Source organism: Thiococcus pfennigii (genome assembly GCF_016583835.1).
Classification (GTDB): Bacteria; Pseudomonadota; Gammaproteobacteria; order Chromatiales; family Chromatiaceae; genus Thiococcus; species Thiococcus pfennigii.
Genome location: NZ_NRRW01000007.1, coordinates 51,141 through 63,258, shown reverse-complemented (window position 1 = coordinate 63,258; position 12,118 = coordinate 51,141). Strand labels below are relative to the sequence as shown.

The following is a 12,118-nucleotide window of genomic DNA, read 5'->3' as shown; positions in this document are numbered from 1 at the left end:
TCGTCCACAATCCAGACACCCCGAGATGCCCGTCCAGGCCGATCGCCCCACCGTCACCGCAGACCCCCACCAGCTCACCCGCCACCGGCCGCGGCTGCCGGTCATCGAGCAACAAGTCCGCCTGGCCCTCGAGGAGGACATCGGCACCGGCGACCTGACCGCCGCCCTGGTCCCCGCCGGACAGCACTCGCAGGTCGAGATCGTCGCCCGCGAGGCCGCCGTCCTCTGCGGGCAGGCCTGGCTGGAGACGGTCTTCCGGCTGCTCGAGCCGGCCGTCGAGGTGACCTGGGATCGGGCCGACGGCGAGGCGATCGCCGCCGGGCAGCGGATCTGCCGCCTCGCCGGGCCGAGCCGCGCCTTGCTGACCGGCGAGCGCACCGCGCTCAACTATCTACAGACCCTCTCGGGCACCGCGACGCGCGCCCGCCGCTATGCCGAGGCCGTCGCCGGTCTGCCGGTGCGGATCCTCGATACCCGCAAGACCCTGCCCGGGCTGCGCGTCCAGCAGAAGTACGCGGTCCTCTGCGGCGGCTGCCACAACCATCGCCAGGGCCTCTACGACGCGATCCTGATCAAGGAGAACCACATCCTTGCCGCCGGTTCGATCGCCGCCGCCCTCGCCGCCGCCCAGGCCATCGCCCCCCAGGTGCCCGTCGAGATCGAGGTCGAATCGCTCGCCGAGCTCGAACAGGCCCTCGCCGCCGGGGCGCGCCATGTGCTGCTCGACAACTTCGCCCTCGCCGACCTGCGCCGCGCCGTTGCCCTGACCGCCGGTCGGGCGCGGCTCGAGGCCTCCGGCGGCGTGACGCTCGCCGGCCTGCGGGCGATCGCCGAGACCGGCGTCGACGACATCTCGGTCGGCGACCTGACCAAGGACGTCACCGCCATCGACCTCTCGATGCGCTTCCTCGACCGGCCCGCCGGTTGAAAACCCGAGCCCCTTGGTATAGCTTCCCGATCAAGTCCTGCTGGGGGTGCCCGCGCCCGGGCCAGCCGACGGTCCGGGCGCGGTGCTGAGAGAGTCCCTTGGAACCTGATCCGGGTAATACCGGCGGAGGGAAGCTGGGCGGAGGTCGCCATCGGCACCGTCTGTGCCGATCCGGATGTCGAGCGACCACCGCCGCCACCCGCGCCGTTCGCTCTCCCCGTCCCCGCAGCCGAGGTCAGGCCGTTTTCGGCAGAGGCGTCCCGGTCCGCTCGGGGCCTCCCTGATGCAACGAGGAATCGAGATGAGCGCCATCCCCGCCGCCTTCGCCCAGCGCACGGCCCAACTGTCCGACGAGGCGACCCGCCCGTTCCCTAATTCACGCAAGATCCACGTCCAGGGTTCGCGGCCGGACCTGCAGGTGCCGATGCGCGAGGTGAGCCAGGCGCCGACCGTCGGTCGCCACGGCCGCGAGGAGAACCCGCCGATCTACCTGTACGACACCTCCGGCCCCTACACGGACCCGACCGCCCGGATCGACCTCCTCGCCGGCCTGCCGGATCTGCGCGCCGCCTGGATCGCCGAGCGCGACGACACCGAGCCCCTCGCCGGCCCGACCTCGGCCTACGGCCGCGCCCGCCAGGACGACCCGGCGCTCGACCACCTGCGCTTCGCCCACCGGCGCACGCCGCGACGGGCTAGGGCCGGGGCCAACGTCACCCAGATGCACTACGCCCGGCGCGGCATCGTCACGCCCGAGATGGAATACATCGCCATCCGCGAGGACCTGCGCCTCGCCGAGCTGCGCGCCGACCCGCGCTACGTCCGGCTTCTGCGCCAGCACCGCGGCGCGCCCTGCGGCGCCGACCTGCCGGAGTCCATCACCCCCGAGTTCGTGCGTGCCGAGGTCGCCGCCGGGCGGGCCATCATCCCGGCCAATATCAACCACCCGGAGCTCGAACCGATGATCATCGGCCGCAACTTCCGGGTGAAGATCAATACCAACATCGGCAACTCCTCGCTGAGCTCCTCGATCGAGGAAGAGGTCGAGAAGATGGTCTGGTCGGCGCGCTGGGGCGGCGACACCCTGATGGACCTCTCCACCGGCAAGCACATCCACGAGACCCGCGAGTGGATCCTGCGCAACGCCCCGGTGCCGATCGGCACCGTGCCCATCTACCAGGCCCTGGAGAAGGTCGACGGGCGCCCCGAGGAGCTGACCTGGGAGCTGGTGCGCGACACCTTGATCGAGCAGGCCGAACAGGGGGTCGACTACTTCACGATCCACGCCGGCGTCCTGCTGCGCTACATCCCGCTGACCGCCGAGCGCCTGACCGGCATCGTCTCGCGCGGCGGCTCGATCCTCGCCAAGTGGTGCCTGGCCCATCACCAAGAGAACTTCCTCTACACCCACTTCGAGGAGATCTGCGAGATCATGAAGGCCTACGACGTGGCCTTCAGCCTGGGCGATGGGCTGCGCCCGGGCTCGATCGCCGACGCCAACGACGCCGCCCAGTTCGCCGAACTGGAGACCTTGGGCGAGCTGACCCGGATCGCCTGGAGGCACGACGTCCAGGTCATGATCGAGGGACCCGGCCACGTGCCGCTGCAACGCGTGAAGGAGAATGTCGACAAGGAGCTCGCCGATTGTCTGGAGGCGCCCTTCTACACCCTCGGCCCGCTCGTGACGGACATCGCCCCGGCCTACGACCACATCACCTCCGGGATCGGTGCGGCCAACATCGGCTGGTACGGTACCGCGATGCTCTGCTACGTCACGCCCAAGGAGCACCTGGGCCTGCCGAACAAACAGGACGTGCGCGACGGCATCATCACCTACAAGATCGCCGCCCACGCCGCCGACCTCGCCAAGGGGCTGCCCGGCGCCCAGATCCGCGACAACGCCCTCTCCAAGGCCCGCTTCGAGTTCCGCTGGGACGACCAGTTCAACCTCTCCCTCGACCCGGAGCGCGCCCGCGAGTACCACGACCAAACGCTACCGCACGAATCGCACAAGGTCGCCCACTTCTGCTCGATGTGCGGCCCGCACTTCTGTTCGATGAAGATCACCCAGGACGTGCGCGACTATGCCGAGGCCCACCGCCTCGACGACATGGAGGCCGCCCTCGCCGCGGGCATGAAGGAAAAGTCCGAGGAGTTCCTGAAGGAAGGGGCGGCGATCTATCGGGAGGTATAAGAGGCGACCCGGAAATCGGTCGAGACCGAACAGGCCCGCGCGCCGTACCCCGACAGCGGCCTCGGCGGGCGCCACATCGCCACCCGTCGGGTTACGCCCCGAGGGGCTAACCCGACCTACAGCCCCGGCGAAGACCAGCACGGCCCGTAGGTCGGGTTAGGCGCGCCGCCACGACACTTGCCGACGAAGCACTGGCTCGCCGCGCGCCGTAACCCGACAGCGGCCTCGGCGGGTGCCACATCGCCGCCCGTCGGGTTACGCCCCGAGGGGCTAACCCGACCTACGGCCCTCGATGTGCGGCCCGCACTTCTGTTCGATGAAGATCACCCAGGACGTGCGCGACTATGCCGAGGCCCACCGCCTCGACGACATGGAGGCCGCCCTCGCCGCGGGCATGAAGGAAAAGTCCGAGGAGTTCCTGAAGGAAGGGGCGGCGATCTATCGGGAGGTATAAGAGGCGACCCGGAAATCGGTCGAGACCGAACAGGCCCGCGCGCCGTACCCCGACAGGGGCCTCAGCGGCCGCCACCCGTCGGGTTACGCCCCGAGGGCGTACCCGATTCACGGTGCTCAACCGGCGGCCCAGCCCCGCCAGCGGTAGACCCACAGCCCCAGATACTCCTTCAACGCCCGGGTGCTGTCGACGAGGGCCTGGGCGTCCGGCATCCAGCGCAGCGGGTGTGACGGCTCCGGCATCACCTCGAAGTCGGCCGGCAGCGGTATCGCATCGATGCCGACGGCGCGAAAGGTCGCCAGCGCCCGCGGCATGTGCAGCGCCGAGGTGACGAGCAGGACCCGTTCGAAGCCCTGCGCGCGGATCAGTTCCGCGCTGTAGAGGGCGTTCTCGCGGGTATTGCGGCTGCGGTCCTCGGACAACTGCACCTCCTCGGGCACCCCGAGTGCCGTGAGCAGGCCGCGCATCGCCTCGGCCTCGGGCCGACGATCGCCCTGCCAGGGCATGCCGCCCCCGGAGATGATCAACCAGCGGGCCTTGCCGGCGTGCCAGGCGCGCGCCGCCTGCCAGACCCGATCGGCCGCCGGGCCGAGGTTCGGATAGGGCCAATCGCGTGGCGCGCCGTAGACGCCGCCGCCCAGGACCACGACGACATCGGCCGCCGGCACGGCGCTAACGGCCTGGTTCGCGAAACGCCCCTCCAACGACAAGCGTACCGCATCGGAGACCGCCGGCAGCGACCACAGCCAGAGCCAGCCGATCGCGACCGCGAGGGCCGTCCCGCCCAGGCGCCGCCGCCCCAGCCCGAGGAGCAGCAGCGCCATCAGGGCGAGCGCGAGCGACAGGCCGAGCGGATAGGCGAGTTGGACGAGCAGCTTGTCGAGGTAGAGCATCTCGGTGGGTCCAGCTGAGCGAGGTGGTCGGCAACAGTACGCCAAGCCTCGCCATCGGTGCGACGCGAGTCAAGCGGCGATGCCGGAAAAGCGCCGCGAGGCGGCACGCCAGCCTGGGGCTGGCGGCCGAGGGGCGCCGCTCCATGCTGGCCTTGCGACCGCCATCGAGGCGGAGCCATCGCGCACATCGCTCGCCGCCTGGCCGACGGGCGGAGCAACGACCGCGCCGCCCGCCAGCCCGCGACCGAGGGGCAGGACCGGTCCTGTCGTGCCGGGTGGCCCGCACCGCTTCGAAAGGCCCGACTCCGACGAGGCCGAAGTGGCCTGACCGGTCAGATGACATCGTCCGCTCCCATGTGCCAGATCTTCGCGGCGCGGGCAAACAATGCCTGTGCCTCTTCGTCGCGTTGCACTGCCAGGTAGAAGACCCCGAGGTTCGACAGGCTCGTGGCGACATCGTAGTCGTCTGGACCGAGCGCCTTCTCCCGGATGGCCAAGGCGCGCTTCAGGAGCGGGATGCCGTCTCCGTAGCGGCCCTGCCGATAGTAGAGCCAGCCGAAGTCGCTCAGGGTCGTCGCCACCTCCGGGGCATCGGGACCGAGCGCCCGCTCCTCGATCTCCAACGCTCGCCGGTAGGCCTGCTCGGCCGGACCGTAATCGCCCCGTGCGCCCAGAAGCAGGGCCATGTTGGTGAGGCTCTCGGCCAGCGGTAGCGGATCGGCATCGGCCTGCCGCTCGGCCAAACTGAGGGCCTGCTCGGCGATCGCCATGGCACCTGCGTGGTCGCCGGCCCGGTAGCGGGACTCGACCTCGGCGTTGAGCGCCGACCAGGACGCCTCCTGCCCCTCGACCGCCGCAGCGCCGGCAGATATCAGCAGCAGCGACAGAAGAATCGTCTTCATTCGCATATCATCGATCTCTAAATCAAATCCCCAATGCTTGTCCGAAGGCGAGCGACCAGCTCGCCACCCTACTCCTCGCCGAGCGACACCGGATCCAGATGGATGATGATGTCGGACTCGCGATGCCGTGCCCGGATCCGTTCCTCCATCTCGCAGGCGACCGCGTGGGCGTCCAACAGCGGGAGCTGGTCATCGAGCGACACGTGGAGCTGGATGATCAGCAGTTGGCCAGAGCGCCGAGTCCTCAAACCATGCACACCGCGCACCAGCGGCACGGCGCGGGCCAGCGCGATGATCTCCGCGCGTTCCTCATCGGGCAGCTCGCGATCCATCAGGAGCTCGACGGCCTCGCGGCCGATGCGCACGGCACTTGCGAATACATAAACCCCGATCGCCAGCCCGACCAGCGGATCCAAGCCATACCATCCGGTGGCCGCAAAGACGAGCGCGAGCAGGGTTGCGCCGTTGGTCGCGAGATCCGTCGCGTAATGCAGCGCATCGGCGCGGATCGCCGGCGAGCCGGTACGGCGGATGACGTAGCGCTGCACCGCCAACAGGCCGATCGTCAACAGGATCGACAGACAGATCACCGTGAGACCGACGCCTACGGCCGCGATCGGCTGCGGATGGAGCAGCCGATCGAACCCCTGCAGGCCGAGGAACAGCGCCGAGCCGGCAATGAAGGTCGCCTGACCGAGGGCCGCCAGGGCCTGTGCCTTGCCGTGACCGAACCGGTGCTCGGCATCCGGCGGCATCAGCGACCAATGCACGGCCAGCAGGTTCACGAGCGAGGCACCGGCATCCATGACGGAATCGACGAGCGAGGCCAGCACGCTGACCGAGTCGGTCGCCAGCCAGGTGCCGGCCTTGGCCAGTATCAGCACGGTCGCCGTCGCGACCGAGGCGTAGGTGGCCAGCCGCAGCAGCCGGGCCGTCTCGCCTGCCGTGATGGCAGCCACCGGCGGCATCGTCACCCTGTCCATCTGCCCGCCCACGAATCGCGACGCCTCGCCCCGTCGCTCAGCGCGGCGCCATCATCTGCTGGTGGTGCTCGGCCTGGGCCGCGGCGAACTCCTCGGCCGTCACCCGGCCGTCGCCATCGACGTCGATGGCCTGAAACGCGGGCGCGTTGGCCAGATTGCGCATCCCATAGCCCTGCTGGGCACGCTGCTGGATGCGCTGACCGCGCGCCTCGTTGAACTCCTGTTCGGTCAGGACCCCATCGCCGTCGAGGTCGAACTGGCCGAAGCTGGGCAGGTTGGCGCCCATCCCCCGCCCCATCCCCTGGCCCATTCCCTGGCCCATTCCCTGGCCCATTCCAGGTCCGGCGCCCATCCCGGCGCGGCCCTGGCGGCGCTCCTGCTGCAGGGCCGTGACCTCGTCCGGCGTCAGCCTGCCATCGCCGTTGCGGTCGAAGTCGGCGAAGCTGGGCGCATCGGCGATGCCGCGCATCGGCGCGCCCTGGGCGGCCCGACTCCCCATCCGCTCGGCCCGGGCCTCGGCGAATTCCTGCTCGGTGACGACCCCGTCTTGGTTGCGGTCGAACTGCGCGAATCCCATCGGCCCGCCCATCGGCTGGCCGAGGACCGGCAGGGCGAGGCCCGCGGCGGCGATCGTCAAACCGACTGCGAAGGTCGTGGTCAGGGTCTTCATGGCTCTTCTCCATTGCGCTGCGTTGAGTTGGCTTGACCGACCGAACCGGCGGCGTTCGTCCGCTCGCACGGCCGGCCTCGAGGACACTGCGAATCGGCCAAGGTGCTTCTTAAGGATAGAGTCCAGCACCCCGAAAATATCGCCGCAGTCCCGCAAAGATCGAGGAAATCGGCAGCCCACCGGGGTGACGGGCCAGCCTCACGACGGGCCGGCGACGCCCTCAATCATCCCACCGGCCCACACCCGGGATGACGACCCGATCCTCGTCGTAGTCGCCGTCGTCGGCGCCCCGATGACAGGCGTTGCACTGGCTGAAACTCCCGACCTGCGTGTTGGCAATCACGAAGCGGGGCGGGATCTCATCGTGCTCGTGCACGAAGTATCGATTCTCGCTGATACGCGGCAGACCGCCGTCGGCGCCGGGGCGCGACTCGGCAAATTTCCGGGCCCGCTTGCCGCCCGTCTGGTCAGCCGCATTGGCGGTCAGATAGGCGCTGATCTCGTTGCGGAGCGCATCCGTCAATGAGGCATCATCGCCGTAGTGATTACCGAGTCCCTCGGACGACATGATCGCCTCCCAAGCGCGCGCCGGCAGCAAACCAGGCTGATAGGCCATGTGGCAGGAACTGCACTCCTCGCGATAGGCCACATTGGTCACCGGGGCGAAATCGGCGCGGGGCTGTGAGCGCTCGCTGCGATGGCCGCGCCTGTCATCGTCATCATCATCGCCGAAGGCCACGCCAGCGGCCCCCAGGGTGAAGAGACCAACGGCGAGGACGGAGAGGATCTGTTTGTGGTGGTTCATTCGTGTTGTTTCCCGTTGCTTGCGTTTAGGTGGTGGACACAGTTTTTTCAGGCCAGCCGGGCTCAATCCTCCCAGCGGCCATAGCCGGGGATGTCGATTCGACTGTCGTTGTAAACGCCTTTGGCAGCCCCGCGATGGCAGGCATTGCATTGGCTGAAACTACCGACATCGGGGTTGCTGGTCACCAGACTCGCCGGCACGTCGTCATGCTTGCGCTCGAAATAGCGCCTCTCGGTGATGCGCGGCAACCCGGTTCCCGCATGGGCATCAAAGCCAACGGCAAAGGCGCGTGAGCGCGGGGCGCTGGCCTGATCGGCTGCCTGGGCGAGCAGATAGCCGGCGATCTCGGCCCGCAGCGTCTCCGTCAGCGAAGCGTCATCGCCGTAATGGTCTGCCAGCGCGGCGGGATCCATGACCTGCGTCCAGGCCTGCGCCGGCAGCAGACCCGGCTGATAGGCTAGATGACAGGAACCGCATTCCTCGCCGTAGGTGGCATTGGTGACCGGGGCGACATCGGCGCGGGAGGTCAGCCAGCCACTGCGCGTCCCGTTCCGGTCGCCATCACCGTCACTGGCGGCCACACCAACCGCGCCGAGCGATACCAGGCCCAACCAGAAAAGGATGCCTCTGCGATTGGCCATGGGGTCAGTCTCCTGTTTATTGCGTCTTGATGTAGGCGACGAAATCGGCCTTTTCGGTCGCCGTGCATTCGCGGCCCAGGGTCCAGCGGCAGTTGCGCCTCAGCCACTTCTCGACGTTGGCCGGGTCGGACAGACGCTCGGGGTTCACCGATGGCGCGAGCGGCTCGATGGCCTTGCCGGTGACCGCGTGACGCCCGGGTTTGGTGAGGTCGTCACCATGGCAGGTCACGCAGCTACGCACCGGTGCACCGCCCCCCGGCTGATGCTCTGCGACCCAGGCGGCGGCACCCGCGGCCGCATCGCCGGCCAGGGCCGACGGGATCGGGAGCCCGGCCATCAGGACCAGGACGCATCGATTCAATGGATTCATGGCTTGTCACTCCGCTTGTAGCCCGTGAACATGGCAGCGACGAGGTTTTCCCGATGCGCCAGGCTGGAGAACAGCACACCGCCGATGTGCAACACGATCAGGCCGAGCGTCAGGTTGGCGAGCACCTCGTGGGCCTCCTCGAGCCAATGCCCCCAGGCGCCCGGCAGGTCCCTCATCAGCGGCGCCAGCGGACCGGACAGCTCCTCGGCGCCGTAGAGGGCCATGCCGGTGAGGCCGGTCGCCGCGACCGCCACCAGCAGCGCGACGACCATGGCCCCGCCGGCCGGGTTGTGACCGAGATAGTGCGGCGCCCTGCCGCGCACGGCCCCGGCGAAGTAGTCGAGGACCTGGCGCGGCCCGCACACGAAGTCGGTGAAGCGGGCGTGGCGGGTGCCGATTAGGCCCCAGACCAGGCGCACCGCGATCAGGATCAGGACCAGATAACCGGCCCAGACATGGACATCGAGGATGTCGTCCTCGACGATGAAGGCGGTCGCGAAGCCGACGGCCAGCGACCAGTGAAAGACCCGCACCAGCGGGTCCCAGACCCGGACCCGCCCGCCCGTAGCCCCGTCGTGGGGGCCGGTCGCGGGGGATTGCGTGGTCGCCGTGGCGACCGCAGTTTGGCTTTGCATCGATTCGTCTCCGTTCTCTGCGGCAGGAAGACCTCGTCGCGCCCTGTGGCGACGACTTGCGGGGCAGGTTAACGGGGTGGCGCTGACCGATCCCTGTGCGGGCCTGTCAGCGAATCGTCAGCCGGAATCTCGTCTAATCAGGCCATGCCGAATCCTTACCTACATCGCCTGCTCGCCCTCCTGCTGGCCGCGACGACGAGCCTCGCCGCGGCGGACCGCTACGACGACCGCTACGATCACGACCGCGCCCGCCACGCGCTGGAGCGCGGCGAGGTCCGGCCGCTCGCCGAGATCCTGCAACGGGTCGCCGCCCGGGTGCCGGGCGAGGTGGTCGGCGTAGAACTGGAGCGCTGGGGCCGCTCCGATGAGCGCCGCTGGGCCTACGAGCTGGAGATCATCGCCCCCAACGGCCGGCTGCGCGAGGTCTATGTCGACGCCGCCACCGGCGAGATCCTGGAGGAGGACGACTGATGCGGGTGCTGCTCGTCGAGGACGACGATCGCCTCGCCGCCGGCGTGGTCGCGGCGCTCGAGGCCGCCGGCTTCGTCGTCGATCGCGCGCGCGACGGCCAGACGGCCTGGTTCCAGGGCGATACCGAAGGCTATGCCGCCGTGATCCTCGACCTCGGTCTGCCGGCGCTCGACGGCCTCTCGATCCTGCGCCGCTGGCGGGCCGGCGGCCAGCGCGTCCCGGTCCTGATCCTGACCGCGCGCGGCGACTGGCACGAACGCGTCGAGGGGATCGACGCCGGCGCCGACGACTACCTGCCCAAGCCCTTCCGGATGGAGGAGCTGCTGGCCCGCCTGAGGGCCCTGGTGCGCCGCGCCGCCGGCCAGGCGAGCGCCGTCCTCGTCAACGGCCCGCTCGTCCTCGACACGCGGCGCATGGCCGTGAGCGTCGACGGCGTGCCGATCCACCTCTCGCCGCAGGAATACCGCCTGGTCAGCTATCTGATGCAGCATGCCGGGCGCGTCGTCTCCCAGCTCGAGCTCACCGAGCAGCTCTACGCCCAGGACTTCGAGCGCGACTCCAACGCCATCGAGGTCCTCGTCGGGCGGGTGCGGCGCAAGCTCGGCGGCGATCTGATCCAGACCCGCCGCGGCTTCGGCTACCTGATCGAACGAGCCGATCCACAATGACGGGCCGCTCGTTGCGGGTGCGGCTGTGGATCGCCGCCGCCGCCTCGATCGCCGTCACCATCGCCCTGGCCGGCATCGGCCTCGTGGCCCTGTTCGAGCGTCACGTCGAGCGGCGCATCGGCGCGGAGTTGCGCGTCCAGCTCAATCAGCTCGCCGCCGCCGTGACCAGCGAGGCCGACGGCACCTTGGCCCTCGCCCGCGAGCCGGCCGATCCGCGCTTCGCCCAACCCTTGAGCGGCCTCTACTGGCAGATCGACGGGTGGCGCGACGGCACCATACAGAGGGGCTTGCTGCGCTCGCGCTCGCTCTGGGACGCGGTCATCGAGCTCTCCGACGACGGGCTCGCCACCGACGCCGTCCATACCCACCGTGCGCCCGGTCCGGCCGATCAGCGCCTGCTCGTCAGCGAGCGCCTCGTGCGACTGGGGCAAGGCGGCGTCACCCGGGCGTTGCGCCTCGTCGTCGGCCTCGACCGCACCGAGATCACCGCCGCGCGCAACGCCTTCGCTGCGGACATGACGCCCTACCTGGCCCTGATCGCGGCGCTGCTGGCCCTCGCGACCTTCGTCCAGATCCAGACCGGCCTCGCACCGCTCGAGGCGGTGCGCCGCGGCGTCGAGGCGATCCGCTCCGGGCGCACGCGCCGCCTCGCCGACACCTACCCGGACGAGGTCATGCCACTGGTCGGCGAGGTCAACGGCCTGCTCGCCGCCCGTGAGCAGGCGATCGAGCGCGCACGCGCCTGGACCGCCGACCTGGCCCACGGCCTCAAGACCCCGCTCGCCGCCCTCGGCGCCGACGCCCAGCGGCTGCGCGAGCAGGGGCAGGTCGTCCTCGCCGACGACCTCGAGCAGCTCGCCCAGGCGATGCGGCGGCGCGTCGAGCGCGAGTTGATCCGCGCCCGCGTGCGCTCGGGCGCCCAGCCGCATCAGGCACGGGTCGAGGTCGTCGAGGCCCTCGCCCGGCTGCTGCGGACGCTGCAACGGACCCCAGAGGGTGCCCGCGTCGACTGGCAGGTCGAGGCCCCAACCCAGGCCACCGCCGCGCTCGTGGCCGACGACCTGCTCGAGCTCCTCGGCAACCTGCTGGAGAACGCCGCCAAATGGGCTCGCCGGCGCGTGCACATCGAGGTCACGGCCGGCGAGCGGATCGCCATCCGCATCAGCGACGACGGCCCAGGGGTGGCCGCCGAGCAGCTGCCGCGCCTCGGGGAACGCGGCCTGCGACTCGACGAGCGCAAGGACGGTTCGGGGCTCGGCCTGGCGATCGCCCGCGACGTGGTCGACGCCTACGGCGGCGAGCTGACCTTCCGCCTCGCGGCCGAGGGCGGCCTCGCGGTCGACGTCGCCCTGCCCCGCGCCGATTGAGACGGAGCCCTCGGCATCGCGACCTGCGGCGACTGATCGCCGGTCGAGGCGCTCCGATGCCGCCGGCACCGCCCAGACCGAAGCGCCCGCAAGGGGCGCGCCGCCGCCGACCGACCGGACCGACCGGACCGTCCGGT

At 70.0% G+C, this 12,118-nt stretch carries 14 protein-coding genes and 1 riboswitch; of the genes, 6 read left to right on the top strand and 8 right to left on the bottom strand.

All coding sequences use genetic code 11. The features are described 5' to 3' along the window. Positions 1-25: 25 nt before the first annotated feature. The 3 genes from nadC to CKO41_RS03940 all read left to right on the top strand — a co-directional run bounded on the left by nadC (position 26) and on the right by CKO41_RS03940 (position 3,576). Positions 26-928, top strand: coding sequence for a carboxylating nicotinate-nucleotide diphosphorylase (gene nadC, locus CKO41_RS03950; RefSeq protein WP_200381330.1), 903 nt, complete (start codon positions 26-28; stop codon positions 926-928). 32 nt (positions 929-960) lie between these two features. Next, a riboswitch (TPP riboswitch) is annotated at positions 961-1,077 on the top strand. Positions 1,078-1,229: 152 nt separating this feature from the next. Beyond that, positions 1,230-3,122 (top strand): phosphomethylpyrimidine synthase ThiC, encoded by a 1,893-nt coding sequence (thiC, locus tag CKO41_RS03945; protein ID WP_200381329.1) that lies wholly within the window; start codon positions 1,230-1,232, stop codon positions 3,120-3,122. 316 nt (positions 3,123-3,438) lie between these two features. Next, complete coding sequence (locus CKO41_RS03940; protein ID WP_200381328.1) at positions 3,439-3,576, top strand: hypothetical protein; 138 nt, start codon at positions 3,439-3,441, stop codon at positions 3,574-3,576. Between the two features lie 116 nt (positions 3,577-3,692). On the opposite strand, the gene CKO41_RS03935 is transcribed toward CKO41_RS03940, so the two are convergent. From CKO41_RS03935 to CKO41_RS03900, 8 genes are all read right to left on the bottom strand, one after another. Then, the gene (locus CKO41_RS03935) at positions 3,693-4,469 is read right to left on the bottom strand and encodes a YdcF family protein (protein ID WP_200254521.1); all 777 of its coding nucleotides are present in this window, start codon (positions 4,467-4,469) and stop codon (positions 3,693-3,695) included. A 332-nt stretch (positions 4,470-4,801) separates the two neighbouring features. Then, positions 4,802-5,371: a tetratricopeptide repeat protein gene (locus CKO41_RS03930; protein ID WP_200381327.1), complete on the bottom strand. Its 570-nt coding sequence runs from the start codon at positions 5,369-5,371 to the stop codon at positions 4,802-4,804. A 68-nt stretch (positions 5,372-5,439) separates the two neighbouring features. Beyond that, on the bottom strand, positions 5,440-6,339 hold the full coding sequence (locus tag CKO41_RS03925) for a cation diffusion facilitator family transporter (protein ID WP_242463943.1): 900 nt from the start codon (positions 6,337-6,339) through the stop codon (positions 5,440-5,442). A 52-nt stretch (positions 6,340-6,391) separates the two neighbouring features. After that, positions 6,392-7,024: an EF-hand domain-containing protein gene (locus CKO41_RS03920; RefSeq protein WP_200381325.1), complete on the bottom strand. Its 633-nt coding sequence runs from the start codon at positions 7,022-7,024 to the stop codon at positions 6,392-6,394. A gap of 220 nt (positions 7,025-7,244) precedes the next feature. Beyond that, positions 7,245-7,895 (bottom strand): diheme cytochrome c, encoded by a 651-nt coding sequence (locus CKO41_RS03915; protein WP_338115534.1) that lies wholly within the window; start codon positions 7,893-7,895, stop codon positions 7,245-7,247. After that, the gene (locus tag CKO41_RS03910) at positions 7,892-8,470 is read right to left on the bottom strand and encodes a diheme cytochrome c (protein WP_200381324.1); all 579 of its coding nucleotides are present in this window, start codon (positions 8,468-8,470) and stop codon (positions 7,892-7,894) included. The genes CKO41_RS03915 and CKO41_RS03910 overlap by 4 nt, the downstream gene beginning before the upstream one ends. 16 nt (positions 8,471-8,486) lie before the next feature. Continuing rightward, entirely contained in the window at positions 8,487-8,840 is a 354-nt protein-coding gene (locus tag CKO41_RS03905; RefSeq protein WP_200381323.1) for a DUF1924 domain-containing protein, read from the bottom strand. Further along, entirely contained in the window at positions 8,837-9,475 is a 639-nt protein-coding gene (locus CKO41_RS03900; protein ID WP_200381322.1) for a cytochrome b/b6 domain-containing protein, read from the bottom strand. Before CKO41_RS03900 ends, CKO41_RS03905 begins: the two co-directional genes overlap by 4 nt. A gap of 144 nt (positions 9,476-9,619) precedes the next feature. Between CKO41_RS03900 and CKO41_RS03895 the strand changes: the two genes are divergently transcribed. The 3 genes from CKO41_RS03895 to CKO41_RS03885 are packed head-to-tail and all read left to right on the top strand — an operon-like array spanning position 9,620 to position 11,981. After that, complete coding sequence (locus CKO41_RS03895) at positions 9,620-9,946, top strand: PepSY domain-containing protein (protein ID WP_200381321.1); 327 nt, start codon at positions 9,620-9,622, stop codon at positions 9,944-9,946. Further along, entirely contained in the window at positions 9,946-10,614 is a 669-nt protein-coding gene (locus tag CKO41_RS03890) for a response regulator transcription factor (protein WP_200381320.1), read from the top strand. Before CKO41_RS03895 ends, CKO41_RS03890 begins: the two co-directional genes overlap by 1 nt. After that, positions 10,611-11,981, top strand: coding sequence for a sensor histidine kinase (locus tag CKO41_RS03885; protein ID WP_200381319.1), 1,371 nt, complete (start codon positions 10,611-10,613; stop codon positions 11,979-11,981). The genes CKO41_RS03890 and CKO41_RS03885 overlap by 4 nt, the downstream gene beginning before the upstream one ends. Positions 11,982-12,118: the final 137 nt, after the last annotated feature.

Excerpts from the sequence above, each read along its gene's own strand:
- nadC (WP_200381330.1), top strand. The coding sequence starts at position 26 with ATGCCCGTCCAGGCCGATCGCCCCACCGTCACCGCAGACCCCCACCAG.
- thiC (WP_200381329.1), top strand. The coding sequence starts at position 1,230 with ATGAGCGCCATCCCCGCCGCCTTCGCCCAGCGCACGGCCCAACTGTCC.
- CKO41_RS03940 (WP_200381328.1), top strand. The coding sequence starts at position 3,439 with ATGAAGATCACCCAGGACGTGCGCGACTATGCCGAGGCCCACCGCCTC.
- CKO41_RS03935 (WP_200254521.1), bottom strand. The coding sequence starts at position 4,469 with ATGCTCTACCTCGACAAGCTGCTCGTCCAACTCGCCTATCCGCTCGGC.
- CKO41_RS03930 (WP_200381327.1), bottom strand. The coding sequence starts at position 5,371 with ATGAAGACGATTCTTCTGTCGCTGCTGCTGATATCTGCCGGCGCTGCG.
- CKO41_RS03925 (WP_242463943.1), bottom strand. The coding sequence starts at position 6,339 with ATGCCGCCGGTGGCTGCCATCACGGCAGGCGAGACGGCCCGGCTGCTG.
- CKO41_RS03920 (WP_200381325.1), bottom strand. The coding sequence starts at position 7,024 with ATGAAGACCCTGACCACGACCTTCGCAGTCGGTTTGACGATCGCCGCC.
- CKO41_RS03910 (WP_200381324.1), bottom strand. The coding sequence starts at position 8,470 with ATGGCCAATCGCAGAGGCATCCTTTTCTGGTTGGGCCTGGTATCGCTC.
- CKO41_RS03905 (WP_200381323.1), bottom strand. The coding sequence starts at position 8,840 with ATGAATCCATTGAATCGATGCGTCCTGGTCCTGATGGCCGGGCTCCCG.
- CKO41_RS03900 (WP_200381322.1), bottom strand. The coding sequence starts at position 9,475 with ATGCAAAGCCAAACTGCGGTCGCCACGGCGACCACGCAATCCCCCGCG.
- CKO41_RS03895 (WP_200381321.1), top strand. The coding sequence starts at position 9,620 with ATGCCGAATCCTTACCTACATCGCCTGCTCGCCCTCCTGCTGGCCGCG.
- CKO41_RS03890 (WP_200381320.1), top strand. The coding sequence starts at position 9,946 with ATGCGGGTGCTGCTCGTCGAGGACGACGATCGCCTCGCCGCCGGCGTG.
- CKO41_RS03885 (WP_200381319.1), top strand. The coding sequence starts at position 10,611 with ATGACGGGCCGCTCGTTGCGGGTGCGGCTGTGGATCGCCGCCGCCGCC.